This window comes from Aquirufa sp. (assembly GCF_964796385.1).
In genome coordinates, this window is sequence record NZ_CBAUBA010000001.1 from 120,696 (window position 1) to 145,845 (window position 25,150).

20 protein-coding genes are annotated in these 25,150 nt (G+C 44.1%); 11 read left to right on the forward strand and 9 right to left on the reverse strand.

Annotated features, from left to right (window positions below):
• Positions 1-51: 51 nt before the first annotated feature.
• Positions 52-1,254: an enoyl-ACP reductase FabV gene (fabV, locus tag AC1W6K_RS00615; RefSeq protein WP_481946051.1), complete on the reverse strand. Its 1,203-nt coding sequence runs from the start codon at positions 1,252-1,254 to the stop codon at positions 52-54.
• 111 nt (positions 1,255-1,365) lie between these two features.
• Here fabV and AC1W6K_RS00620 point away from each other — a divergent pair, with 111 nt between their 5' ends.
• Positions 1,366-1,782, forward strand: a complete 417-nt coding sequence (locus AC1W6K_RS00620) for an SRPBCC domain-containing protein (RefSeq protein ID WP_481719035.1) — start codon at positions 1,366-1,368, stop codon at positions 1,780-1,782.
• Here AC1W6K_RS00620 and AC1W6K_RS00625 read toward each other — a convergent pair.
• Complete coding sequence (locus tag AC1W6K_RS00625; protein WP_481946052.1) at positions 1,772-4,258, reverse strand: zinc-dependent metalloprotease; 2,487 nt, start codon at positions 4,256-4,258, stop codon at positions 1,772-1,774. The two genes, AC1W6K_RS00620 and AC1W6K_RS00625, sit on opposite strands and share 11 nt — an antisense overlap.
• Before the next feature lie 133 nt (positions 4,259-4,391).
• Here AC1W6K_RS00625 and AC1W6K_RS00630 point away from each other — a divergent pair, with 133 nt between their 5' ends.
• The gene (locus AC1W6K_RS00630; RefSeq protein WP_481946053.1) at positions 4,392-5,678 is read left to right on the forward strand and encodes a GntP family permease; all 1,287 of its coding nucleotides are present in this window, start codon (positions 4,392-4,394) and stop codon (positions 5,676-5,678) included.
• Here the strand turns inward: AC1W6K_RS00630 and AC1W6K_RS00635 are convergent.
• Complete coding sequence (locus AC1W6K_RS00635) at positions 5,667-6,752, reverse strand: Gfo/Idh/MocA family protein (RefSeq protein WP_481946054.1); 1,086 nt, start codon at positions 6,750-6,752, stop codon at positions 5,667-5,669. The genes AC1W6K_RS00630 and AC1W6K_RS00635 overlap by 12 nt on opposite strands.
• Positions 6,753-6,855: 103 nt before the next feature.
• Between AC1W6K_RS00635 and AC1W6K_RS00640 the strand changes: the two genes are divergently transcribed.
• The 7 genes from AC1W6K_RS00640 (at position 6,856) to AC1W6K_RS00670 (ending at position 19,532) form a co-directional block, all read left to right on the forward strand.
• On the forward strand, positions 6,856-8,316 hold the full coding sequence (locus AC1W6K_RS00640; RefSeq protein WP_481946055.1) for a DUF1501 domain-containing protein: 1,461 nt from the start codon (positions 6,856-6,858) through the stop codon (positions 8,314-8,316).
• 4 nt (positions 8,317-8,320) lie between these two features.
• Positions 8,321-11,095, forward strand: a complete 2,775-nt coding sequence (locus AC1W6K_RS00645) for a PSD1 and planctomycete cytochrome C domain-containing protein (RefSeq protein ID WP_481946056.1) — start codon at positions 8,321-8,323, stop codon at positions 11,093-11,095.
• Positions 11,096-11,180: 85 nt separating this feature from the next.
• Positions 11,181-12,170 carry an NHL repeat-containing protein gene (locus AC1W6K_RS00650; RefSeq protein WP_395783750.1) on the forward strand — a complete coding sequence of 330 codons (990 nt, stop codon included), beginning with the start codon at positions 11,181-11,183 and terminating at the stop codon, positions 12,168-12,170.
• Positions 12,171-13,604, forward strand: coding sequence for a c-type cytochrome domain-containing protein (locus AC1W6K_RS00655; RefSeq protein ID WP_481946057.1), 1,434 nt, complete (start codon positions 12,171-12,173; stop codon positions 13,602-13,604).
• A gap of 57 nt (positions 13,605-13,661) precedes the next feature.
• Positions 13,662-15,980, forward strand: coding sequence for a PSD1 and planctomycete cytochrome C domain-containing protein (locus AC1W6K_RS00660; protein ID WP_481946058.1), 2,319 nt, complete (start codon positions 13,662-13,664; stop codon positions 15,978-15,980).
• Between the two features lies 1 nt (position 15,981).
• Positions 15,982-17,433, forward strand: a complete 1,452-nt coding sequence (locus AC1W6K_RS00665; protein WP_481946059.1) for a DUF1501 domain-containing protein — start codon at positions 15,982-15,984, stop codon at positions 17,431-17,433.
• A complete protein-coding gene (locus AC1W6K_RS00670; protein WP_481946060.1) occupies positions 17,433-19,532 on the forward strand; it encodes a c-type cytochrome domain-containing protein in 2,100 nt (699 codons plus the stop codon). The genes AC1W6K_RS00665 and AC1W6K_RS00670 overlap by 1 nt, the downstream gene beginning before the upstream one ends.
• A gap of 1 nt (position 19,533) precedes the next feature.
• On the opposite strand, the gene AC1W6K_RS00675 is transcribed toward AC1W6K_RS00670, so the two are convergent.
• The 3 genes from AC1W6K_RS00675 to AC1W6K_RS00685 are packed head-to-tail and all read right to left on the reverse strand — an operon-like array spanning position 19,534 to position 21,002.
• Positions 19,534-20,388, reverse strand: coding sequence for a LamG domain-containing protein (locus AC1W6K_RS00675; protein WP_481946061.1), 855 nt, complete (start codon positions 20,386-20,388; stop codon positions 19,534-19,536).
• Positions 20,389-20,392: 4 nt separating this feature from the next.
• The gene (locus AC1W6K_RS00680; protein ID WP_481719022.1) at positions 20,393-20,722 is read right to left on the reverse strand and encodes a hypothetical protein; all 330 of its coding nucleotides are present in this window, start codon (positions 20,720-20,722) and stop codon (positions 20,393-20,395) included.
• A 1-nt stretch (position 20,723) separates the two neighbouring features.
• Positions 20,724-21,002 carry a hypothetical protein gene (locus AC1W6K_RS00685; RefSeq protein ID WP_481719021.1) on the reverse strand — a complete coding sequence of 93 codons (279 nt, stop codon included), beginning with the start codon at positions 21,000-21,002 and terminating at the stop codon, positions 20,724-20,726.
• Between the two features lie 58 nt (positions 21,003-21,060).
• Here AC1W6K_RS00685 and AC1W6K_RS00690 point away from each other — a divergent pair, with 58 nt between their 5' ends.
• Complete coding sequence (locus tag AC1W6K_RS00690) at positions 21,061-21,204, forward strand: DUF4287 domain-containing protein (RefSeq protein WP_481719020.1); 144 nt, start codon at positions 21,061-21,063, stop codon at positions 21,202-21,204.
• Positions 21,205-21,275: 71 nt separating this feature from the next.
• Here AC1W6K_RS00690 and AC1W6K_RS00695 read toward each other — a convergent pair whose 3' ends face one another.
• Positions 21,276-21,722 (reverse strand): DinB family protein, encoded by a 447-nt coding sequence (locus AC1W6K_RS00695; RefSeq protein ID WP_481946062.1) that lies wholly within the window; start codon positions 21,720-21,722, stop codon positions 21,276-21,278.
• Between the two features lies 1 nt (position 21,723).
• Entirely contained in the window at positions 21,724-21,945 is a 222-nt protein-coding gene (locus tag AC1W6K_RS00700) for a type II toxin-antitoxin system Phd/YefM family antitoxin (protein ID WP_481719018.1), read from the reverse strand.
• Between the two features lie 176 nt (positions 21,946-22,121).
• On the opposite strand from AC1W6K_RS00700, the gene AC1W6K_RS00705 reads away from it, so the two are divergent.
• The gene (locus AC1W6K_RS00705) at positions 22,122-23,459 is read left to right on the forward strand and encodes a PhoPQ-activated pathogenicity-related family protein (RefSeq protein ID WP_481719017.1); all 1,338 of its coding nucleotides are present in this window, start codon (positions 22,122-22,124) and stop codon (positions 23,457-23,459) included.
• 36 nt (positions 23,460-23,495) lie between these two features.
• Here AC1W6K_RS00705 and AC1W6K_RS00710 read toward each other — a convergent pair whose 3' ends face one another.
• On the reverse strand, positions 23,496-25,115 hold the full coding sequence (locus AC1W6K_RS00710; protein ID WP_481946063.1) for a sodium:solute symporter family transporter: 1,620 nt from the start codon (positions 25,113-25,115) through the stop codon (positions 23,496-23,498).
• Positions 25,116-25,150: the final 35 nt, after the last annotated feature.

Below are 25,150 nucleotides of genomic sequence, written 5' to 3' on the forward strand. Positions count from 1 at the left end.
AGATTCAACATGCATTATAATCCGCTAGTACGCTTAAGGAAAGTTTTCCTTTTATTTCACTACCGTAATCAATCCCGGAATCTCGACCATTTCGTTCGCCTCCGCTGCGTAATCTACGCCATCAAAACCGAAGCCAAATAAATTAGAGAAATCCGATTTATATCCATTTAAATCGCCGATCGCCGGAAGGTTTTCTGTCGTAGCGCTTTTCCACAATTCAGCCACTTCTTTTTGAACTGCTTCATCCATTTCCCAATCGTCGATGCGGATACGTCCTTTCTCGTCCACTGGAATAGAACCATTCATATATAACCGCGCACTGAATAAGCGTTGGATCTGCTCGATACAACCCTCATGCGTGCCTTTAGCTTTCATGATTTTATACAACAACGAGATGTACAATGGAATCACAGGAATCGCTGAACTCGCTTGGGTTACCAATGCTTTATTAACAGAAACAAATGCTTTCCCTCCAATATTCGCTAAGCCTTCCGTGATCTTAAACGCTGTTGATTCCAAATGATCCTTCGCCATTCCGATCGTTCCCTTACGGTAAACGGGCTCGGTAACTTTTGGCCCAATGTATGAATAGGCAACCGTCATCGCGCCATCCGCTAGAACGCCGGCATTCAATAAGGCATCCATCCACATCTGCCAATCTTCGCCACCCATCACGGCTATCGTATTGGCAATATCTTCTTCGTTACAAGGTGTAATTGTCACCTCAGAAACAATACCCGTATGAAAATCAACCGTTTTTTCCGTAAAGGTATCGCCGATAGGCTTCAAAACCGAACGGTGCAAAACGCCCGAAACAGGATGCTGACGAACTGGTGAAGCCAAACTGTAAATGACTAAATCGATTTGGCCTAAATCAGCTTTAATTAAATCAATTGTTTGTGCTTTTACTTCATTTGAGAATGCGTCGCCATTGATGCTCTTCGCATAAAGACCCGCTTTGCCCGCCGCTGCTTCGAAAGCATGGCTATTGTAATACCCTGGAGAAGCTGTCTTGCCTTCTGCAGGTGCTTTTTCAAAGAAAACTCCGATTGTCGCTGCATCTGAACCAAATGCACTCGTAATGCGAGAAGCTAAACCAAAACCCGTCGAGGCTCCGATCACAAGCACTTTTTTCGCCCCAGTAATTTTGCCTTTGGACTTCACATAGTCAATTTGATTTAATACGTTCTTTTCGCAACCTTTTGGGTGTGATGTCAAACAGATAAACCCTCTCATTCTAGGTTCAATAATCATAGTGCTCGAATTTTGTTTGTGCAAATATAGTCAAAGCCCCTAATTATCCATAGTAATGAGGAAAAGGTCCTACGGTTTGATAAATTTGCGAATACATTTAAAATATTACTAATGGCTTTCATTACTGTAGAAACTATAATTAATGCCCCCTTAAAGTCTGTTTGGAAAAAGTGGACTTCCCCGGAGCATGTCCAACAATGGAACTTTGCATCGCCGGATTGGCATTGTCCAAAGGCGACAATTAACCTACAGGTAGGTGGCGAATTTCATTACGAAATGGCCGCGAAAGACGGCTCGATGAGCTTTGATTTTTGGGGGACCTACCTTGAAATTAACCTGGAAAAATCACTTCACATATTTATTGGAGATGGCCGCAATATGCAGGTTATTTTCGCCTCCACCGAAATGGGAACGAAAGTAACCGAACACTTTGAGCCCGAAAATGAAAACCCCGAGGATTTGCAAAAGGAGGGCTGGCAAATGATTTTAGATAACTTCAAAAGCTACGCCGAAAGCGCTACTTCTTAGGATTCAAAATCAAACTTACACGCTCCAAACAATCATCTAGATGATAGCGTACTTCCTTGTCCGCATACTTGCCCTTCGCTAAAGCTAAACTCGCCTGAAGCGCCTTTAACTCGCCACGAACAATCGAGCGTACGTCCGACTGTGCCACCGGATACGTTTCCCGCGGAGGTCCATAAGAACTAGCAGGAGGTGCTGGCGCTTGATCTGTCATCAAAGCTTTCAGTCGTTCGATGTATGCTTTCTGTAAATTCCGACGATACCGATCGATGTTTTTCCCTGCAGCTAATTCAGTCCAAATGCCTCCACGTAAGTCTTGAAAAAGCTCAATCGTCTTGTAGTTATTTGGCGTAGTCAAGCCACTATTATCCAAACGCGCAAAAGTCTCTAAACTCAACATGCGGTTCAATGGGCTAACCTGCAGACTACGAATACGATCCGTATAACCTGCCATGTGATGCGTGACTACTTCTTTGTTAATCAACCAGTCAACATTCGTGAATACATTGGTAATCAACCAGTTGACAGCAGCTTGTTGGCTCGCCTTTGGAACCGGATTGTACGACGAAATATTTTGATTTGGCTTCGTATATTGCTCATATACACCACCCACCATCGTCGTTACATGTCCCACATAACGTGACCATGAACCTAAAAGCTCATCATTTAATTCAATCAAATCTTCGTAATCATTTGTCTTTTTACTTGTCCAATCAGCCAAATTCTTAGCCACATATTTCAAGTTTTTCACCGCATACGTACTTGCGCGAATCGGATCGTTACCAATATCCTCGGTCTGTGAACTTGGATCAAAATTCGTTCCCTGATTTCCAAAACGAAATCTTGGATCCCCTGCTTTGGCCTCAATCCATTTGTCTAATATAGGCACTTCATCTTCCGGACGAACCGCATCGGGTAAAACGCGATAGCCCCAATTCACCGCATAATTATCATACGGCCCCATTTGGCGAATATAACGAACCCCCAGGTCACCCGGCTGCGCGATGTAATTGAAACGGGCATAATCCATGATACTCGCAGAGATTCCCTCCTTGTTGGTAAAATCCGCCTTGCGGTAATTCTCCACCTCGTATGATCCACTCGCTCCCATATTGTGCGGGAAACCAAGCGCATGTCCTACCTCATGTGAAATCACCATTTCCATCATTTCACCAATGTCCTCTTCACGCGTATCTAGGGTCCTAGCGTTCGGATTTGAAGCTCCTGTTTCTAATAAAAAACGGTTCCGATATGAACGCAAATGGTTGTGGTACCAAATAATATCACTCTCAATAATCTCCCCTGAACGCGGATCGCTGACACTTGGACCCGTGGCATTACGCGTTGTACTTGCCACATACCGAATCACGGAATACCGAATATCTTCAGGTGAAAAATCTGGATCCTCCGCGGCGGTTGGTGGATCTTTGCAAATAATCGCATTCTTAAATCCGGCCACCTCAAAGGCTTTTTGCCAATTCTCCACACCCTTTTTCATGTGCTTGCGAAGCTTCATTGGCGTAGCTGGATCTAAATAATACACAATCGGTTTGATCGGTTCTACTAATTCCCCACGCTTATAGGCTGCCATATCTTTTGGCTCCAAACGCCAGCGTTGAATAAACGTTTTTTGGTCTGACTTTAATTCCTCACTCGAATAATCATATTGCTTTTGTGTAAAATATCCTACACGTTTATCGAACAAACGCGGCTTCATCGGCTTTTCAGGCAATAAAATCATCGACTGATTCATCTGCATACTCAGCGTTTCCGTGTAGGGAGTTACCGATGGCTTCGAGGCGTTAAATGTAAAATCTTGTAAGACCTCAATGTTCAATGGGAAAGATTTAACCGAACGAATAAAGCTTCTGCTCGGATCTAAATTTCTGACTTTGTGTGCTTCACGCAACGACGCATCCAAACCACTCATCGCTGGAATGTCACTGCTGTAAAACTTCGTTACATCGATCACCACATGGCTCGAATCTTTGCTATATGTTTCAATGTCAAACATGTACAAGGTAGGCTCGTAATTATTGGCTTTCACCGACAAGCTTATCGGTAAGGAATCAGCCGCCACCGACGCATACGACTTTACTTTTATTAAAATCTTTTCTTGAAATTTCTCCCACACAATTAACTGTTCACGCGAAGTCGTTCCGGCATTGACATAGCCTCCGCCGATGCCACTTGGAAGTTTGGCGATTTGGCTGACCAACAACATGTCTTTGCCCAAATGTTTTTTCGGAATTTCGAAGTAATATTTATCGCCAACTTGATGCGCTGTAAATAATCCTTTCTTGGATTTAGCTTCCTTCGTAATTACTTGTTCGTAAGACTTTGCCTTCGATGCCGGTTTTTTTGCAGCAGAAGAATCTGCCGGTTTTACGGGAGGAGTTGCGGGGGCTTTCGCCGACTGCGCAAAACTAAGGAAGGACGCTGCACTAAGGCATATGATGAGTGAAAGTACTTTTTTCATAGATACGTTTAAATTTCAAAAAGGTAAACCAAATGTAAGGCTTCTTGTTTAACTTTTAATCTGCCTTATCGTGGGCGGAGTTGGAATATTGAAGAGGTTTTTCCAACTTCGCTATTCAAGCATATAAAATACTATGAGTATTTGGCTCCTCATTGGCGCGGCCATCATCGTATTAGTGACCCTCATCTCGGTCATGAAACTACAGCCTTTTATTGCTTTTCTAGTTGTTTCGCTCGGTTTAGGCATCACAGGTTCACTAACGACCGAACAAACCATCGCCGCCATGCAAAAGGGAATTGGCGGAACATTGGGATCGATTATTCCCATCATTATTCTAGGGTCCATGTTGGGCAAAATGGTTGCAAAAAGTCGGGCTACCTTCGTCCTCTCCGAATATTTTGTGGGGCTTTTTGGCCCGAAAAACCTACCAATCGCCTTCATGCTGATTGGCTTTATCGTGGGGCTTCCCTTGTTTTTTTCCGTGGCCTTTTTATTGCTCACCCCACTCGTGCTGTCCACGGCAGAGCGCTATAATTTACCCCCCGTATATTTAGGAATTCCGATGTTGGCCTCACTTTCCATCACCCAAGGATTTCTCCCACCACATCCCGCTCCCTATTATTTAGTGACGCATTTACCCGGAGCAGAAATGGGAACGACACTAGGCTATGGAATTCTAATTTCGATTCCAGCCATGCTCGCTTCTGGTTGGCTGTTTGGCAAGACAATGAAAAATATCCCTGCCACGCCCATGTCGTTTGTGGAGTCTGATGAAAGTGGAAATAATCCTTCGGTAGGAATTAGCTTATCGATTCTATTATTACCTGTGGCACTGATTGCGATTAAATCTTTTGTCCATTTTCCCGGTATTAATTTGATCGGCGAACCGATGGTTGCCTTATTGATTTCTGTGTTTGCGGCTGTCTATTTTCTCGGGATTAAACGCGGTATTTCATGGGCTGAAATCAGCAAGTGGTTGGTGGATTCCATCAAAGATGTATCTCCGTTGATGTTAACTTTTGGTGGAGCTGGCGCATTCAAGGAAATCTTACAAGAGATGCATGTGGGAGACGCCATGCATGAAATGACGCAAGGTTCCTCCCTAAATCCACTGATTATTGCCTGGGGAATTGCTGCTGTATTACGTATCGTGACGGGTTCATCCACGGTTTCCGGCATCACCACAGCCGGATTGATTTTGCCTTTACTAGCCTCCTCGGGGGTAAATCCTAACCTCCTTGCCTTAAGCATCGGGGCTGGGTCCATGGTCCTTTCGCATGTCAATGACGCGGGCTTCTGGCTCTACAAAGAATACTTCGGCGTTTCGATTAAAAACAGTTTGCGCTCCTGGACCATCATGGAAACCATTCTTGCTGTCGTGGGTTTGCTAGGGGTACTCGGACTCGAATTAGTGCTGTAATTGGACTTTTTTGCCCGTTTTCGCCGACTCCCTTGCTGCCTCTAAAATTTCCACGACGACCTGATTAATTTCAAAAGAGGATAAATCTTTTTGAGGTTTAATTCGCCCTTGTACGACAGCAGCTAAATATGGAAATACATTCGAAACATCATGAGGTAGAGGATTCAGCGAAAGCATGCCTTCCTTACCAAATCGATCTCCCGAAACATAGCGCATTTTGTTTGTTTTGTCAGCCACCAAAATTCCTTTCGTCCCATACACTTCGGTATCTTTTCGGTCAAATGGCCAATTCCAAGAAGCCTGAATAATCGCTTGGCAATCCGGATACGTCAAAATAATACTCGCCTCGTCATCCACTTTCGGGTACACATCCGGTTTTAATTGTTGGGTCACCGCCGTCACCGCAAGTGGCTTCCGGCCATCCATCAACCACGTCATAATATTCGCCCCATAACAACCAAAATCAATCAGAGCACCACCCCCATTAAGCACAGGATCTGTCAACCAATTCAAAAACTCCGGCGAACATCCTATTTCCTGCGGTCCGCGGTGGCCATCCATAATCACCACTTTGCGAATCGTTCCCAAGGCTTTTTCTTCCTTGACCAGCTGCCACATTTTCGCATGGGATGGATACCAGGTTGTTTCAAAATTCGTCAACAAGTGTATGGGGTGTTTGGCAACGAGCGCCCTCATTTGATTGAGGTGATCCATGTTGACTGCCAACGGCTTTTCCACGATGACATGGATTCCTTTGGGAGCGCAAACTTTGACCACTTCGAGGTGCTCATAAATACTATTGAATGCGGCAATTGCCTCCGGTTTTGTCTTTGCGATAAGTGCCTCCAAAGTCGGAAACCAAAGCGAATCCGGCAGATTTTGTTTCTTTAAAAGTGACAAGCCTAATTCCTTGTTTGGCTCGGCAAAACCCACGATGATCACATCTTGTTGGGGCTTTTTTAGCGCCGTATACACCTGACCCACATGTCCGTGCGTCATGCCTGCGATACCTACCCGAAGTGGTTTGGCTTGAAAAACAAAGGGCAATAAAATCAAAAAGAATAGCTTTTTCATAATTGTAGTATTTTGGCAGGAAATTATAAAAAATATCCTACATATTAAGTAAAATAGTATATTTGAAATTGTGGTTTATCCGACATCCCCTGATTTAGGCAACATGAACAATTTAGTCAAAGAAGCAATCGAAAAAGAAGCCATTTTGGCGACAAGAAGGCATTTTTTGCAGTCGCTCGGTACGGGCATTGGTTCCATTGCTTTTGGTTCTGCCCTTTGGGGCTGTTCTTCGGATACAAAAAGCCAACAAGCCTCCACGCGTATTCCGCCTCATTTTGGGAAAGCGAAATCGGTCATATTTGTCCACATGGCTGGGGCGCCATCGCAATTGGAATTATTCGACTATAAACCCACATTAGCCAAATTCGACGGGAAAGAGTGTCCCAAAGAATTGCTCGAGGGGAAAAAATTCGCTTTTATTCGTGGAGTCCCTAATTTATTAGGGCCAAAAGCTAAGTTCCTCCAACATGGAAATTCGGGGCATTGGATCTCCGACCACATGCCGCATTTGGCTACACAAGCAGATAAAATCACGTTTTTGAAGGGCATGTACACGGATCAATTTAACCATGCGCCGGCCCAATTACTCATGCATACCGGTTCCGCGCGACTCGGTCGGCCGTCTCTAGGTTCCTGGGTTTCATATGGCCTCGGGTCTGAAAACGAAAACTTGCCTTCCTTCATGGTGCTCGCCTCAGGTGGCAAAAACCCCGACGCAGGGAAGTCGGCCTGGGGAAGCGGTTTTCTCCCGTCCGTCTACCAAGGTGTACAATGCCGCTCGGCAGGTGAACCTGTCCTCTTTATTAAGAATCCAGCGGGGGTCAATGCCGACATGCGCAAAGCAAGTATCGATGTGATTAATTCGGTCAATGAAGAAACATTTGCCGAATTTGGTGATCCGGAAACCGTGGCCCGTATGGCCCAATACGAGATGGCCTACAAAATGCAAAGTTCGGTTCCTGAGGTGATGGACATCAGCAAAGAACCTGAATACATTCACCAATTATACGGGACAAATCCTGGGAAAGAATCTTTTGCCAATAACTGTTTATTGGCCCGCAAAATGGTCGAAAAAGGCGTTCGTTTTGTCCAGTTATTTGATTGGGGCTGGGACTCGCATGGAACGAGCAAAGGTGGTTCAGTAGATTTTGGTTTACACCAAAAATGCATGGAAACCGACCAAGCCGTATCCGCATTATTGATCGATTTAGAACAACGTGGTTTATTAGACGAAACGTTGGTTGTCTGGGGCGGCGAGTTTGGTCGGACCCCGATGCAAGAAAATAGAGAAGGGAAAACGCAAAGTTATTTTGGTCGTGATCACCACACGGAAGCATTCACCATGTGGCTGGCCGGCGGCGGAATTAAACCTGGCATGTCCCTAGGCGAAACAGACGATTTGGGCTATTCGACAGTAAGTGGAAAAACATCCGTTTATGATGTTCAAGCGACTATTTTGCATTGCTTGGGCATTAACCACGAAGAATTTACGTACCCATTTCAGGGGCGAAATTTCCGGCTGACCGACGTATATGGAAAAGTAATTAAACCAATTTTGGCATAGACTAATGAAAAATTTATTTATTTTTCTGGGCCTTTGTATCGCGGGAATGACCGCCTACTACGTATCGAACAAGCAACAAAAAGTTGATTACAGCACACAGATAAAACCCATCTTAAATAAGAATTGCATTTCATGCCATGGAGGAGTAAAAAAGCAAGGCGGATTTAGCTTACTTTTTCAAGAAGAGGCTTTAGGAAAAACCAAATCCGGAAAACCAGCCATCATTCCTGGGCACCCAGAACAATCAAGTTTCATCCAGCGCCTACATAGTCAAGATGCTGAGGAAAAAATGCCGTATCAGCGCCCAGCTTTGTCTGAGGAAGAAATCGATTTATTAACTACTTGGGTGAAAGAGGGGGCTAATTGGGGGAGTCATTGGGCGTACCAACCGCTGGAAGCGCCGAGTATCCCAACGGGCAGTTGGCTTGAAAAAGCATTATCCTTTATCGGTATTCCAGCCTCTTGGGCACAAAATGACCTCGACTATTTTGTCCAAGCGGAACAAAAAAACCAAGGACTTACGCATACGGACCAGGCTGAAAAAGCCGATTTGCTTCGTCGGCTGTATTTGGATTTAACGGGGCTTCCGCCTTTAGCGGCCGACTACCAAGCATTTGAACAAGATGATTCAAAAGACGCGTATGAGAAGCAGGTAGACAAACTTTTAAAATCGCCACATTTTGGCGAGAAATGGGCGGCGATGTGGATGGACCTCGCCCGCTATGCAGATACAAAAGGCTATGAAAAAGATGATGCACGCAACATCTGGAAATACCGGGATTATGTGATCACATCCTTCAATCAGAATAAGCCATACGACCAATTTATTAAAGAGCAATTAGCCGGGGACTTGCTTCCAAACCCAAAAGAAACTGATTACATCGCCACGGCCTTTCATCGGAATACAACGAATAACGATGAGGGAGGAACAGAAGATGAGGAGTTCCGTACGGCGGCGATTTTGGACCGTGTCAATACGACTTGGGAAGTGCTGCAAGGAACAAGTTTTAGCTGCGTACAATGCCATTCGCATCCCTATGATCCCATCCGGCATGAGGAATATTATAAATACATGGCATTCTTCAATAACTCGCGCGATGAGGATATACCAGATGAATCACCAACATACAAGCACCATACGCCGGCTAATGAAAAAACGATTGCTCAGCTAAAATCCTTCTTAGTCAAGCAGCCCCTCGCAACCCAAAAAGCATGGGATCAAATGATCCGGTTTGTTGAGCCCAAAATACATCCACATTGGGCAGACCAATTTGAAAATGGGGCATTGGCCGACAATAAATATTTAGCCATGCGGAATAAGGGATTTACGCGCTTTAAGGCCGTGCCGATGATGGGAAAAACAAAGATCTTGATCGCTTGCAAGAACTCCGGTCCAGCTCCTACCTACTTAAATATTCACCAAGGGACTAAAACGGGACCGATTATTGCGCGCATTAAACTAGACACGACACTGCAAGAAAAATATGCGAAACCCAAAGGTCAGTGGGTAAAAGGTTGGGCTTATACGTTTGTTAATATTCCCTCTTTGCCCGGAAAGCAAGACCTCGTTTGGGAGTTTTTGAACACCAAAACAAAGCCAGACCAGACGACCGTAAGTATTGGATTTTGGGCCGTGTTGCCGGAAGTGCCAGGCCAACTGAAATCCACCGATTTTGAAAAATTAGCCTTGCAAGCCATTGCCACCGAACCTGAGCAAACGACACCCATTATATTGGAAAACCCGGCCGAATATACGCGAACGACACGTGTCTTCACGCGCGGTTCTTGGTTAAATCAAGCAGAAGCCGTTCAACCCGGAATTCCAGGATTATTTAAAAACACACCCGTAACCAATCGATTAGAATTAGCGGATTGGATTGGAGGCAAAAACAACCCCTTGACCGCCCGCGTAGCCGTGAACCGCTTTTGGGAGCAATTATTTGGAATTGGAATTGTGGAAACGTTAGAGGACCTGGGAAGTCAAGGGCTCGCACCCGCAAACCAGGCATTATTGGACCATCTAGCGCATAAATTTCAAGTTGATTTTAAGTATCAAACCAAGGCGTTTTTAAAGTATGTGGTGATGTCGGCAAGTTACCAGCAGTCCTCCATTGTGGACGAATCAACGCGTGAAAAGGATCCGAACAATCGCTACATTACGCGTGGGCCGCGCGTTCGTTTGAGCCCAGAACAACTCCGCGATCAGGCCTTGTACTGGTCAGGAATATTGAGTCAAAAATTAGGCGGCCCGAGTGTGATGCCGGAACAACCGGATGGCATTTGGAATGCGCCGTATAGTGGAATGGAGTGGAAAAAAAGTGATGGGGAAGATCAATGGAGGCGCTCGCTTTATACCTATTGGAGGCGTAGTAGCCCATACCCTACGATGGTGACTTTTGATGCAGGAACGCGGGATATTTGTCTTTCAAGACGGATAAGAACGAATACGCCGATGCAAGCGCTAAGCACCCTGAATGATCCCGTATTCCTTGAGGCCTCCCAATTTTTCGCACGTAAATACCCTGAAAATGGGATTGCATTTATCCAAAAAGGCTATGCAGATTTATTTGGAAGGGAGATTTCTACATCAAAAGCTGAAAAATTGAATGCCTTTTACACCAAAACATTGGCCCATTATCAAGCACATCCACAAGAGACCATGGCCTTTTTAAAACTTTGTTCGGATAATGAGAAACCGCGTAATCCGGCCAACCTAGTTGCCAAAACCATGGTGGCTAATGCCCTATTTAATATTGACGAAAGCGTGAATAAACCTTAATAACATGAACGAACACATTCCTCGTAGAGACTTTTTAAAAACCAGTTCCGCACTCCTCGGAACATCTTTATTAACCAACAACACTATGAAAAAAATTGCACCGAAAGCTGGGGAGATCACCCTTGGTCATGGCTCATTCACCTACAAGGTTGTCCCTAATTGGGGATTATTAGACGCTGGGAAAAACCCAGTTAACGACTGCCATGAGATGGTGGAAGATGCGAAAGGCCGACTATTCTTGCTAACGAACGAAGTGAAAAACAACGTCCTTATTTATGATAAATCAGGTAAATTACTTGACTCATGGGGCCATTCATATCCAGGTGCGCACGGCTTAACCATACTGAATGAAGGTGGTGAGCAGTTTTTGTTGATCTGCGATAATAACCGCCACCAAGTCATCAAAACCGATTTAAAAGGGAAAGAGATTTTTAAAATTGAGTACCCAAAAGAAACTGGCGTTTACGATTATCCGCGTCAATTTGTGCCTACTGAAACAGCCGTCAACCCAAAGAACGGTGACATCTATGTAGCCGATGGATATGGCTCAAATTACATCATTCAATACGATGCAAAGGGACGGTACATCCGTCATTTTGGAGGATCAACTACCGGGTATGCGGATGACAAATTCAATTGTTGCCATGGGGTTTTAGTGGATACGCGCGACCCAAATAACTGGACTTTATTAATTACGGATCGGGTGAATAACAGCTTGAAAAGATTCACCTTGGATGGAAAATTCATCACGCGTTACCACCTTCCTGGATCGTTTGTTTGTCGGCCTGTCCTACACGGCGACTACATTCTCGCCGCTTGTTTCCGGAGTACTGACGGATCCTGGGCAGGCTCAGGCTACTTACAAATTTTAGATAAAAACATGAAGGTAGTATCGACACCAGGAGGCTCTGAACCGATCTACAAAAATGGTGTTTTGCAGAAGCAGCGAAAAGAAGATGAACACAAAGTGTTTATTCATCCGCATGATGTTTATGCCGATTCAGATGAAAACATATACGTACCACAGTGGGCTTCGGGAAAAACCTATCCGATTAAATTAGAACGAATTGGCTAAATGATGGTAGCGGAGGCGGGCCAGTCGTGGCTGATTTTTTGGGGACATTTCCATCCGATGCTGGTGCATTTGCCCATCGGGATGTTTTTCATTGCGGGGATTTTGCAATTTTTTTCCAAACAAACGACTGAAAACCATGAAGTTGTTGTCCGCATTTTAATTTGGACCACCGTCTTTTCCATACTTTCTGCGGCGATGGGTTGGAGCCTGGCGCAATCAGGTGAATATGATCCGGAGGCGTTACAAATTCACCAATGGCTCGGGATAAGCACCTGCGGGCTGTCGGCAGTTTTAGCTTTTGCCATGCGCTCGGGTATGAATCCTCGGCCAACTAATACCCTATTTATTTTGGGTCTAACTTGCCTCACGATCACCGGCCATTACGGGGGAAATTTAACGCATGGTTCTGATTATTTAACCGCTAGTTTGCCGGGTTCAGCGCGCAAAATGCTGGGCATGAAAGAAGCAGAAGCCGAGCGTAAGGAGGTGCCCAAAATCACCAACCTTCCCGAGGCGATCGTGTACACCCAACTCGTGAAACCGCTGCTTACCCAAAAATGTACCTCTTGCCACAATGACCAAAAACAGAAAGGGAAACTTCGCTTAGATACACCGGATTTTATCTTAAAAGGCGGGGAAGATGGCCCCATCATTTCTGAAGGAAAACCCTTGGATAGTGAGCTCATCAAGCGTCTATTGCTGGACGAGAACGATGAACACCACATGCCACCCAAAGGTAAAACCCCGCTGACCGAAAATGAGATTGCCTTGCTCCACTGGTGGGTGCAACATGGGGCCGACTTTACTAAAAAAGTAGCCCAATTACCTGCTGATGAAAAGATTAAAAAAGTGCTCACTGCGTATATAAAAATGGAAGAGACGCAGGAGTCGCCTGTTTTTAAACTTACAATTAAGGCTGCCAACGAGGCGGATCTTGAACGCATTCGCAAACATGGATTATTGGCAAATCCCATTTCGAAAGACCAGAACTTCATCGAAGTTAATGCCATCAATGCTCCTCGCGTGACGAGCAAAGAACTCGCAGATTTACGGGCTATTCAAGAGCAAATTGTCCGTCTGAAATTAGGAAATACGCGTGTTGGTGGAGATTTTATTCAAGAAATTGCCGCCATGCCGCTGCTTATCCATCTCGATTTAAATCACACAAAAATGGCAGATAAGGACCTAGAGGAACTCAAAAACATGGCCTATTTGGAATCAATTAATTTGGTAGGAACCCAAATTACTGATCGAGGTTTAGTACATCTCGCCAAAATAAAATCACTCAAACGCGTCTACTTATGGCAAACACGTGTGACCGAACAAGGTATCCTAACCCTAAAAAAAATAAATCCTGCTTTAACCGTTAAGTCAGGCTTTAAGGGTAAATGGCCATTAGAAGTAGACAGTACGCAAATGGTATTAGCTAAATAGAAATTTTCAAAGAAAAAATTTAATCGTATATTAACCGACTAAATAGAATTACCCAAAATGAATTTTTTTAAAACGCGTTCTTGGCTTATTTTACTTATTGCCATTGGAGGCATTTTTACCTACACGCGCTGCACGGAAACGCAAGCACAAGAAACGGTAATGCCGGATGTCATCGACTACAATTACCACATTCGTCCTATTTTTTCCGACCGCTGTTTTAAATGCCATGGGCCGGATGCCAATAAGCGCAAGTCTGGTCTGCGCCTTGACACTCCGGAAGGAGCTTATGCCGCGTTCAAGGATAATCCATCGATGCATGCCATAGTACCGGGACACCCGGAAAGTTCAGATGTTTTTCAACGTCTAATTACAAAAGATACTTCCTTGCTCATGCCTACGCCAAGTTCACACTTGAGTGTTTCAAAACATGAAATTAATCTCATTGAAAAGTGGATCAAACAAGGTGCGGTTTATAAGCCACACTGGGCCTTTATCAAACCCGTGAAAGGGGCATTGCCAGATGCTGATGAGGAATGGGTGCGCAATCCCATCGACTATTTTGTCTATGCAAAAATGGCGGAGAAATCGCTGAAGCCTAGCCCAGAAGCGTCGAAAGAACAATTATTGAAACGCGTTTCCTTGGACTTGACGGGTTTGCCACCAAGCCTTGAGATGCAAGATCGTTTTCTAAAAGACAACAGTCCACAGGCGTATGAAAAAATTGTCAACGAGCTTTTGGGTAGTAAACATTACGGCGAAAAGATGTCGGTACAATGGTTGGATTTAGCCCGGTATGCGGACTCACATGGCTATCAAGACGATGGACTGCGTACAATGTGGCCTTGGCGAGATTGGGTGATTCACGCATTTAATTCGAATTATTCGTATGCCAAATTTGTCACTTGGCAATTAGCCGGTGACCTATTGCCACGACCTTCCAAAGAAATGTTACTCGCCACCGGGTTCAATCGCAATCATAAAATCACGCAAGAAGGCGGGGTTATCGACGAGGAGTACCGGGTGGAATATGTGAACGATCGGACAAATACATTTTCGAAATCCTTCCTCGCACTGACTTTTGAATGCGCGCGCTGCCACGATCACAAATACGATCCCATTTCGCAAAAAGACTATTACAGCACCTATGCTTTTTTTAATCAGGTGCCTGAAAAAGGATTGTTTGGGACCATCGATGCATCATTTGCAGATCCCCCAAATATGAAAATTACGACCAAAGATGTTCAGTCTATTTTGACGTTTATTCATAAAAAAGATACGGCTTCCGTGGACGTGATGGTCATGGCAGACTCAAGTAAGCGCAGACCTACCTATGTCTTGTCGCGTGGCAATTACGATATGCCCGGTCCTGAAGTGGGTGTCGGAATTCCCAAAAGTATTTTACCCTACTCTGCCTCGAAATATGGCCAAAATAGGCTTGGTTTAGCTCGCTGGCTACTAGAACCTCAAAATCCATTAACATCGCGTGTCTTTGTCAACCGACTATGGACTCAAATCTTTGGACGCGGCATTGTAAAAACCGTTGGGGATTTTGGCATGCAAGGCGAACTGCCCACCCATCCCGAATTATTAGACTGGTTGGCCGTAGATTTCCAAACTCACGGCTGGAACATCAAACGATTAGTGAAACAAATGGTGATGTCGGCGACGTACCAACAATCCTCCACGGTGACTTCTTCGGCCCAACAAGTTGACCCGGAAAATATCTACCTATCCCGCATGTCACGAATTCGCATTCCAGCGGAACAAATTCGGGATCAGGTTTTGGCATCTGCTGGTATTTTAAATCCGGAAATCGGCGGGCCAAGTGTGAAGACCTATCAACCCAAAGGCTTGTGGGAAGTAGCCACTTCCGGCCGTGGATCGTTGATGAATTACATTCAAGATCATAACCAAGATTTATATCGCCGCGGGATGTATGTGTTCATTAAGCGTACCGTTCCTCCGCCCACCATGTTGATTTTCGATGCGAGTAATCGGGATCAATGTGAGGTGCAGCGTGGCCGAACAAACACCCCATTACAAGCTTTGGTGATGATGAATGATCCACACGTATTGGAAAGTTCACGCGTTTTGGCTAGTCAATTTTCACGTGAAAAAGGAAGCATCGATGAAAAATTAAAGCGAGCGTTTAGACGCATTATTTGTCGGGCCCCGAACGAAAAAGAGCTCGCCATGCTCAAAAAATATTATGCCGCTGAGCAAGCATCCTGCACCCAGAATCCTAAAAAGGTTCAGAAACTCATGAAGATTGGGGAATACAAACAGGATAAGGCGACGGTCACGGGATCTACTGCAGCGATGATGCTGACAATTCAATTAATCTATAACATGGAGGAGGCCATCATGCGGGTTTAATATGGAAAACGAATTCTTTAAAAATCGACTGAATATTACGCGCCGGCATTTCTTTGGTCAGGCGGGTGCGGGCATTGGCGGATTGGCACTAGGGTCACTTTTAGTGCCTGAGCTTTTTAAAGGCGATGCGTCCAGCCAAACACTTCCTTTAGGCGTTGCACATTTTGCACCTAAGGCGAAGCGGGTGATTTACCTCTGCCAGAATGGTGCGCCATCGCAATATGAGAGTTTTGATTATAAGCCAACCTTGAATAAAATGGCCGGGCAAGATTTGCCAGCTTCGATTCGGGGGGGCCAACGGCTCACCGGGATGACTGCCTCACAGGATAAATTCCCACTCGTAGGTTCGTTTTATAATTTCAAACAATACGGAAAATCAGGGACCTACATCAGCGATATATTTCCACATATTGGATCGGTGGCTGATGATATTTGTGTCATTCGCACCATGAGTACGGATGCGATTAATCACGATCCGGCATTGACCTTTTTACAAACGGGGGCACAGGTGGGCAACCGACCGAGTATGGGTGCGTGGATGTCTTACGGGTTAGGAAGTGAGAATAAAAACCTGCCGGCATTTTGTGTGTTGCTCTCACGCGGACGCGGAAATGGACAGGGCGTTTATTCCAAACTTTGGACAAATGGATTTTTAGATTCCACACATCAAGGGGTAGTTTTTAGTAGTTCAGAGGACCCGATTTTATACTTAAATGATTCGGATGGAATCGATAAAGCGGGCAGACGACGTATGCTCGATCAGTTAGCTGAATTAAACCACGAGGGCTTTGCGGAAAATAAGGATCCGGAAGTGGAGGCCAAAGTACAACAATATGAAATGGCCTACCGCATGCAAACGGCGGTCCCGGAATTAACGGATTTATCCAAAGAGCCAGATCATATCATCAAAATGTATGGGCCAGAATGTTTGGTTCCGGGCACCTATGCAGCCAACGTTTTACTGGCTCGTAAACTCTCTGAATCAGGGGTTCGCTTCGTGCAAATTTATCATCAGGGTTGGGACTCCCACGGCAACTTGCCGAAAGAAATGGCGATGCAAGCAGAGGATGTGGACCGATCGTCAGCAGCATTAATTTCAGATTTGAAACAGCGGGGATTGTTGGACGAAACGTTGGTTATCTGGGGAGGGGAATTTGGTCGGACGAATTATTGCCAAGGGAAATACACGGTTGACACCTACGGCCGCGATCACCATCCCCGAGCATATAGTATTTTTATGGCCGGTGGCGGCGTAAAGCCAGCAACCGTTTATGGAGAAACAGATGAGTTTGGTTACAATGTGGTGAAGGACCCCGTGCACATCCACGATTTTCATGCGACTGTGCAGCATTTGATGGGCATCAATCATGAGCAATTAACCTACAAACATTTAGGTCGGCGTTACCGATTAACCGATATCGCAGGAAATGTTTTACCCGGATTAATCGCGTAATGGGGAAGGTCGAAAAGATAGGCAATTTGATTTTGTGGAGTCTCCAAGGCTTCCTCATTTTTCTCTTGATTTTCCAGTCAAGCTTTGCTTTGCCGCTTGCAGGTATCGGCCATTTGCATCCCTTGATTTTACATTTACCTATTGGATTTGGGGTCTTGTTGCTGGCCTTATTTGGTCTTAAAAAACACCTTGGCTCATTTGAGGTTTTAACTGAATTTTTGCTCATACTCACCGCCATCTTTTCCTCAATCACAGCTATTTTTGGTTTGTTTTTGGCCAAAGAAGGTGGTTACGAAACGAGTGCGCTTGACTGGCATCAATGGTCGGGCATCGCCGTTTCATTTGTATATTTTGCTTGGGTAATTATTCGTCGAAATCTTATTTTGGGCGCCTCACTTGGGTTCATTGCCTTAGTGATTGCCGGCCACACGGGAGCTAGCATTACGCATGGAGAGGATTACTTGCGTTTTGGAACACAAGCCTCAGAAATTACATCAGAGAGTGTGGTGTTTGAGGACATTGTCCAGCCGATTTTAAAAGCTAAATGTGAGTCGTGTCACAATGACCAAAAAACCAAAGGCGCGCTCAAGATGAATAGCATAGCGAACTTGATGAAAGGCGGAAAACATGGTGCGATTTGGAAGGCGGGCGATGAATTGAATAGTCACTTGGTCCAACGAATCAAATTACCCATGAATGCGAAGGAGCACATGCCTCCGCTGGGGAAGGCGCAATTAACTCCTGATGAAATTACGATCTTACGTTTGTGGGTTAAAGAAGGTGCTTCATTTGAGAAAAAACTGGGGCAATACAGTCCTGATTTTCAGAAGCTAATTAAGCCCGCTGAACTAACAATTAGTACAAAAACGTACGATTTTTCTACTGCTTCGGCGTCCACCATCGAATCCATGAACACGCCTTATTGCACGGTATATCCGATCGCAAATGAGTCCCCAGCTTTGCAGGCAGATTTTTATGTCGCGGCTAAATTCGATCCTAAAACACTATCGGATTTATCACAAGTCAGTGAGCAGTTGGTGGGTTTACAACTCGCTAAAATGCCAATTACCAATGAGTCATTAACTCTTGTTTCGAAGTTCCCTAATCTAGAAAAATTGAACTTGAATTTCACGTCCATCGATGATGCAGGAATAAGCCAGTTGGCCGGCCTAAATCACTTGGAGCAACTAGCCATTTCCGGAACAAAAATTGGGCGGTCGGGAATCGAGAAACTCCTCCCCAACCTTCCGGCCTTGCAAAAAATTCATGTGTGGAGTTCGGGGCTTTCGGCTGAGGATTTAACGGCCTTACGCAAAACATTTCCCAAAGTAATTTTCGATGCGGGATATATCGCGAAAGAAGAAACCTTGCAAATCAATCCGCCGATTTTGGTTAATGAAAATTTGATATTACGACCGGGCGAAAAACTTACATTTAAACATACGTTGCGTGATGTGTTGTTCCGATATACCTTGAATGATTCATTACCGGATAGCTTGCAAAGTCCGGCGACAAAAGCATCCATCGCGATCACAAACTTTATGAAGGTTCGCATTTTAGCCACAAAGGGCGGTTGGCGCGCCAGCAAACCCATCGATCTCCGCGTATATAAATCGCAATTCATTCCAGCGCGCATGGATTTACTTTCTAAGCCAGATCCAAAATATCCGGCAGCAGGTGGGGCGAGTTTAATGGACTTTATTGCAGGTGCACGCGAGGTGAAAGGCGTTCCTAATTTTACGTGGCTGGGATTTAAAAATGCCGACTTAGATGTGGTGGCGAGTTTCGAAAAATCAACGGCGATTCATGGCGTGACGCTTTCGTATTTAGAAAAGACGGATACAGGTGTTTTTCCGCCAACTCGGATTGAGGTTTGGGCAGGGGATTCGCCTACTAACTTGCGCATGGTAGCTACGGCGAAACCGATTCAGCCTACAGAGAAAAAAGGCTTTTCCCCGCGCGGGATTAATATTCCGTTGGCAAATAATGCATACACATATTACCGAATTAAAGCCGTGCGCTTAAAAAATTTACCAAGTTTTGTAGATGAAAAAATCAAAGATTCTTGGTTGCGGGTGGATGAGTTATTGTTTTATTAAACTATTTCAAGCGCAATATTTGCTTAGCTGAAAGTGCCTGATTAAATACAGCCAATCCCCCGATTTTGCCTTTAAAAAAATTCCCCATGCCTTTCTTTAATAGGACGGCACCTACTGTAAAGTCGGATCCATTATTCCCCATCCCATCAGGAAAATAATACGGGTTTTTAGATTGTATTAATCCGTCGGGGTATCCCTTGAAACCTTTTGTATTTAGGATTAATTCTTTTTCTCGGGCAATGAATTTGCCATTTACATACGAGCGGATATATTGTCCATCATATGTGAATGCAACGCAGGTCCAGGTATTCGCTTTCACCTCTTGGGCGCTTGCTGAATAATCGATGGAATAAGGGAATGGCGGAGTAGGTCTGCCCGTATAGGAAATATGCCCACAAACTTGATTTTTGCCATTATAATGAGGCAGAGACACAAATAATCCATATTGGCGCTTGCCCCCATCTTGGTATTCATTCCACATCCCTCCTATAAAACCTGTTTGCTCGCCTGTCCATTTTACCCAGGCCATGACGGTAACGCCTTGACCGGGTCCGAAAATATTTAAGTCCGCTGTTTTTGAGTTTGATAGGGCAAGGTAAGCCTCATTGCCGAATACTGCAGAATATCCACTTAAAGGTCCTTCATCGATTCGAGGTATGTTCCCATTCATTTCAATTAAGGCAAAATCACCTTTCAATGAATTACGAGATTGACCAGCCAATTCTTTAAAGTCCCATAAAGCAACTAGGTTTTTATTTTTCAAAGCATACTTAACAGGTGACTGTGCCCATAGTTGAGCATATAAACATAAAAAAAGCACTAAAAATGTAACTTTGGCTTGCGTAGAAACTTCCATAAGATTAATGCATTTGACCCTTTTCTGTGAGTAAAGCGTACGCCTCATCCCAGCTTGGAATGGTCTCCGACTCATACCCATAAGTTGGCCCTGTCGCAATTTGCTTAAACGCTTTCATGGCCTTAAGATGTGCGCCACTTCGCAAATATTTGAGCATGATTTCTCTACTTTCCCACGCCGTAATTGTGCATTGATATTCATTTACTTTTTTAACATCACAATGCAGATTTCCTTCCGCTATTTGAGCCTGGCGAAATGACGGAATGGCTAATAGCCAAAACCGAAGATAAGCGAAGAAGCCTTTGGGCTTTAAACCCGTGAGTGAGATGTACATATTATTTACCGTTCCAGCCGTCTTTTATTCCCTTGACTAAATCCTCAGAGCTCCCTAATTCATAGCCAAACAACCCTGCGACTACCGCTAAATGAAAAATAAGCACTCCCTTTTGCCACATCGGACGCTCTTTCCAAGGCTGAGCTTGATCAAATGGATCAAATGCTAATGCAATTCCGAATCGAGTAGCAGCTTCAAAAGCCGAGTGTTTTACGATTAATTCATATAGTCCAAAAAGGACGAAACCGATGTATAAGTATTTGTTAAAAGATGTTTTCATGTTTTTTTATATTTAACAAATATATTTGCAAAAATTGAATTTGTAATCACACCTACTTATGTCATTCCAAGCCTACCTAGATAACATTCAGGCCAAAACAGGAAAAAGCGCTGAAGATTTAAAATCACTAGCCGAACAAAAAGGTTTTCTAAAAAACGGTCAACTGATTGCATCCGTAAAAGCAACCGATGTGACGAACTAGCTTAAAGAAGAATTCGATTTAGGCCATGGGCACTGCATGGCAATTTGGGCATTGTTTAAGGGAAAAGCTTCCTAGTGATCTAGCAATCGTCTGTGGTAATTTATTTGGCCTAAATGATAGGCTAAATGAGTCTCCAAATGGATAAAAATATAGGAGACTGTTTTCTCTTCGTCGAAGATTTTAATCGGATAAATACTTCCCAAATTCTCTTCTGGGAACTCACGCAAAACACGTAATACAATCGGGTGAATTTCTTCCAGCATCGCTAAAAGTATAGCGCGGGATAAACCCGTAGAAGAAAACTCAAGCGGACGATCTCGAACATAGCCCGTGTTCGCATAAACCGCACCGAAAAATGTATTCAAATTCCCCATCAAGTGGAGAAATACATTTCCTCCAGAATTATTTATCCCCAGTGCTATTTTCCAGATGGATGCTTCATCCACATAGGATTCAATTTCAATACGCAGCGCTTTTAGATCGCGATCGTACAAAGGGATTAGTTCATTTATAAGCATGTTAGGAATTTAATTGTCGTATGGACTCATCTAATCGGTGTTGATTTTTCAGAGATGAAAGTTCATGATGGGGGCTTTTCAATGAGTTACATTCCTCCAAGGACATGATTACAACTCCTGTATCCTTCCCTCGATTTATGATCAATATATCTACATTTTCAATGACACGACCGAAGTAGTTTTTAATGTCTTTTCTGAAATCTGAAAGAGTCGTTGTTAACATATTGTGCAATCATATATACTTAAATTTACAAAACCAAAAATTTATCGCTTTGCCCACATATAGACAAATGCTGTCAACACCTGAAAATCTCTCCTATGCGCGCGGCGAAATTTAGAAAACCCACACCGCAAGCGTTCATTATTTTTTTATATTTACCTACACTATTTAACTCACCTATGAAAAATCGATTAGCCGGAATCATCTTCCTATTGATCCCATTACTTGGATTTTCTCAATCCAAAATTAAACCCGAAAATGCCTTAAAAAATTACCTTACGAATGGCGACCAAAACTATGCTTGGGAACTAAAGGATTCTGCCAACTTCGGTGGCGCCAAAGCATATCAGCTCGTATTGACTTCGCAAAAATGGCAAGGGATCATGTGGCGGCACCAACTTACCATTATCATTCCGTCAACCGTGCAATACGACGGCGCACTACTTTTCATCACGGGCGGAAGTAATAAAGATGAGCAACCGAACTGGAGTAAAGAAGATAAATTATGGCCTGTTTTAAATGCGATTGCGTCAAAGAATAAAGCGGTGGTTGCCCTAATCAAACAGGTACCTAATCAACCGTTTTATGGTGGAAAAACAGAAGACGAATTGATTACGTATACCCTAAACGAATTCCGTAAAAATAAAGATTACACATGGCCCTTGTTATTCCCAATGGTGAAGTCCACTGTTCGTAGCATGGATGCTATTCAGGAATTTGTTGCCAAAAAGACAAAACATGCCGTCACAAATTTTGTGATTGCTGGCGCATCGAAGCGCGGATGGACCACCTGGTTGTCGAGCGCCATCGACGATAAGCGCGTAAAAGCAATTGGGCCCATGGTGATCGACATGTTAAACATGCCAAAATCCCTAAGTTACCAACTTGAAACTTATGGCGAATATAGTGACCAAATAGAAGATTATGTCAAAATAGGTATCCCACAAAGCACAGAAAGCCCTGACGGTAAGGCGATTACAGCAATGATTGATCCTTATTCCTATCGGGAGAAACTGACCGTTCCCAAGATGATATTTGTTGGCACAAACGACCCCTACTGGACTGCTGATGCCATCAAGCTTTATTTCGATCAAATTCCTGGAAAAAATTTAATCCACTATGTACCGAATGCCGGACATGATTTGGCGGGTGGAAAACAAGCGCTTGAAGGATTGAGTGCGTTCTTTGGTTTGACTTTACAAAACAAGGATTACCCAGTAAGCACCTGGAATGTGGTGAAAGGTAAGGATGGGTTTGAATTAACGGTGCAAGCAAAACCGGAAGAATTAGTAGAGGCTGCAATATGGGCAACGACTTCGGCTGATCGGGATTTCCGAAATAATTTATGGCAAACGCGTCGGGTAAAATATGAGGGGTCAACAGTAAAATATACGATTCCTTTTGTGAAAAAAGGATACCAAGCTTTTTACATGGATTTGAAATACAAAGACCCGAATGGGGGAACGTATACGGTAAGCACGCGTTTGTTTACAACGGATACAGAAAAGGTTTTATAAGATTTGTTGGGGCATTGAACGTGCCCCAACAAATCTTTAATAAAAAACAGTATATAGTGCGGCTACTATTCCCATGACTAAAATGGAAATAATCGCAAACTGCTTCGATACAAGGAAGTCGGCGCGCTCCACATCCAATCCTTTTGGATTATCTTTTGAATTGCGATCTGCCAAAGAGATCACTACCATCAATGCGACCAAGAGCAGATAGACCCACATCGTCACATTCAGGAATGGAATAGGATTCCCGCCGATAAACGTGTGTAAGTTTTTGAACAAAACGACGAGTGGAATGGAAGCGACTGCGGCGACGATGGCGGCCGACGAGGTAGTCCGCTTCCAAAATAGGCCCAAAGAGAACAAAGCGAAGGCTCCTGGCGTCAAGTAATTAGAATACTCTTGGATAAACTGATAGGCTTGTTCGAGTTGGCGTAATTGCGGAGCAATCAACAAAGCAATCCCAAATGATACCCAAATTGCGATGCGTCCAACCCAAACTGTTTGGGCCTCTGTAGCATTTGGGTTAAGGGATTTTTTATAAATATCTAAACTAAAAATAGTTGAAATACTGTTACTTTTCCCGGCCAATGAGGCCACGATTGCAGCCGTTAAAGCTGCAAAAGAAAGCCCTTTTAGTCCGGCAGGTAACAAATTCATGAGGGTAGGATACGAATGGTCCGGCTTCACGATTCCGGCAATAGTCATTTCATTTTGGAAAGCGCCATTTTGGTATAAGACATACATCGCGATCCCCGGGATGACACAAATAAGTGGCATCAATAATTTTAAAAAGGCGGCAAACAAAATTCCCGCTCGGGCTGTTGGTAAATCCGCTCCCAAAGTCCGTTGGACAATGTACTGATTACATCCCCAATAGTTTAGGTTATTAATCCACATACCTCCAAATAAAATCGCAAAGCCGGGTAGTACGTCGTAGTACTTATCTCCCTCCGAAAAAATCATATGAAAATGGTCGTCGGCCTGCGTGCGTAACTCCAACAATCCTCCGAAAACGCCTCCGCTGTTAAATCGATCAGAAACCATATCGAGAGACAAATAAGTCACCACGAGGCCACCAATAATCAAGACAATTACCTGAATAAAATCCGTGTATCCGATCACCTTCATCCCACCCAAGGTGATGAAAATAGCGAATAAAGCGAGACCTATCATGGCATATAAAAAGGGAATGGATGTGATGCTTTCGATCGCCAAAGCTCCCAAGTACAGAATCGATGTTAGGTTGACAAAGACATACAACAACAACCAAAAAACAGCCATAATTGTCGCGACGGTATTGTTGTAGCGCTGCGACAAAAACTGTGGCATTGTATAAATTTTATTCTTTAGGAAGATGGGAACAAAGAAAATGGCAACGATTACGAGTGCGGCTGCCGACATCCATTCGTAGGAGGAGATGGCTAAACCAATCGCAAATCCGGAGCCGGACATGCCGATGAAGTGTTCGGCAGAAATATTGGAGGCTAATAAAGATGCACCGATGGCCCACCACGTTAGTGATCCTTCAGCAAGGAAAAAATCTTTTGTGGAAACCTCTGTTTTCTTTTTTCGTTGGTATACCCAATAGCCATAACTGGTGACGGAGATAAAATATAATAGAAATACGACGTAATCGAGTGATTGTAATTGTTTCATGAATGGTCAATAGGTTCAGAGCTCTAAAGCTCACA

Excerpts from the sequence above, each read along its gene's own strand:
- fabV (WP_481946051.1), bottom strand. The coding sequence starts at position 1,254 with ATGATTATTGAACCTAGAATGAGAGGGTTTATCTGTTTGACATCACAC.
- AC1W6K_RS00620 (WP_481719035.1), top strand. The coding sequence starts at position 1,366 with ATGGCTTTCATTACTGTAGAAACTATAATTAATGCCCCCTTAAAGTCT.
- AC1W6K_RS00625 (WP_481946052.1), bottom strand. The coding sequence starts at position 4,258 with ATGAAAAAAGTACTTTCACTCATCATATGCCTTAGTGCAGCGTCCTTC.
- AC1W6K_RS00630 (WP_481946053.1), top strand. The coding sequence starts at position 4,392 with ATGAGTATTTGGCTCCTCATTGGCGCGGCCATCATCGTATTAGTGACC.
- AC1W6K_RS00635 (WP_481946054.1), bottom strand. The coding sequence starts at position 6,752 with ATGAAAAAGCTATTCTTTTTGATTTTATTGCCCTTTGTTTTTCAAGCC.
- AC1W6K_RS00640 (WP_481946055.1), top strand. The coding sequence starts at position 6,856 with ATGAACAATTTAGTCAAAGAAGCAATCGAAAAAGAAGCCATTTTGGCG.
- AC1W6K_RS00645 (WP_481946056.1), top strand. The coding sequence starts at position 8,321 with ATGAAAAATTTATTTATTTTTCTGGGCCTTTGTATCGCGGGAATGACC.
- AC1W6K_RS00650 (WP_395783750.1), top strand. The coding sequence starts at position 11,181 with ATGAAAAAAATTGCACCGAAAGCTGGGGAGATCACCCTTGGTCATGGC.
- AC1W6K_RS00655 (WP_481946057.1), top strand. The coding sequence starts at position 12,171 with ATGATGGTAGCGGAGGCGGGCCAGTCGTGGCTGATTTTTTGGGGACAT.
- AC1W6K_RS00660 (WP_481946058.1), top strand. The coding sequence starts at position 13,662 with ATGAATTTTTTTAAAACGCGTTCTTGGCTTATTTTACTTATTGCCATT.
- AC1W6K_RS00665 (WP_481946059.1), top strand. The coding sequence starts at position 15,982 with ATGGAAAACGAATTCTTTAAAAATCGACTGAATATTACGCGCCGGCAT.
- AC1W6K_RS00670 (WP_481946060.1), top strand. The coding sequence starts at position 17,433 with ATGGGGAAGGTCGAAAAGATAGGCAATTTGATTTTGTGGAGTCTCCAA.
- AC1W6K_RS00675 (WP_481946061.1), bottom strand. The coding sequence starts at position 20,388 with ATGGAAGTTTCTACGCAAGCCAAAGTTACATTTTTAGTGCTTTTTTTA.
- AC1W6K_RS00680 (WP_481719022.1), bottom strand. The coding sequence starts at position 20,722 with ATGTACATCTCACTCACGGGTTTAAAGCCCAAAGGCTTCTTCGCTTAT.
- AC1W6K_RS00685 (WP_481719021.1), bottom strand. The coding sequence starts at position 21,002 with ATGAAAACATCTTTTAACAAATACTTATACATCGGTTTCGTCCTTTTT.
- AC1W6K_RS00690 (WP_481719020.1), top strand. The coding sequence starts at position 21,061 with ATGTCATTCCAAGCCTACCTAGATAACATTCAGGCCAAAACAGGAAAA.
- AC1W6K_RS00695 (WP_481946062.1), bottom strand. The coding sequence starts at position 21,722 with ATGCTTATAAATGAACTAATCCCTTTGTACGATCGCGATCTAAAAGCG.
- AC1W6K_RS00700 (WP_481719018.1), bottom strand. The coding sequence starts at position 21,945 with ATGTTAACAACGACTCTTTCAGATTTCAGAAAAGACATTAAAAACTAC.
- AC1W6K_RS00705 (WP_481719017.1), top strand. The coding sequence starts at position 22,122 with ATGAAAAATCGATTAGCCGGAATCATCTTCCTATTGATCCCATTACTT.
- AC1W6K_RS00710 (WP_481946063.1), bottom strand. The coding sequence starts at position 25,115 with ATGAAACAATTACAATCACTCGATTACGTCGTATTTCTATTATATTTT.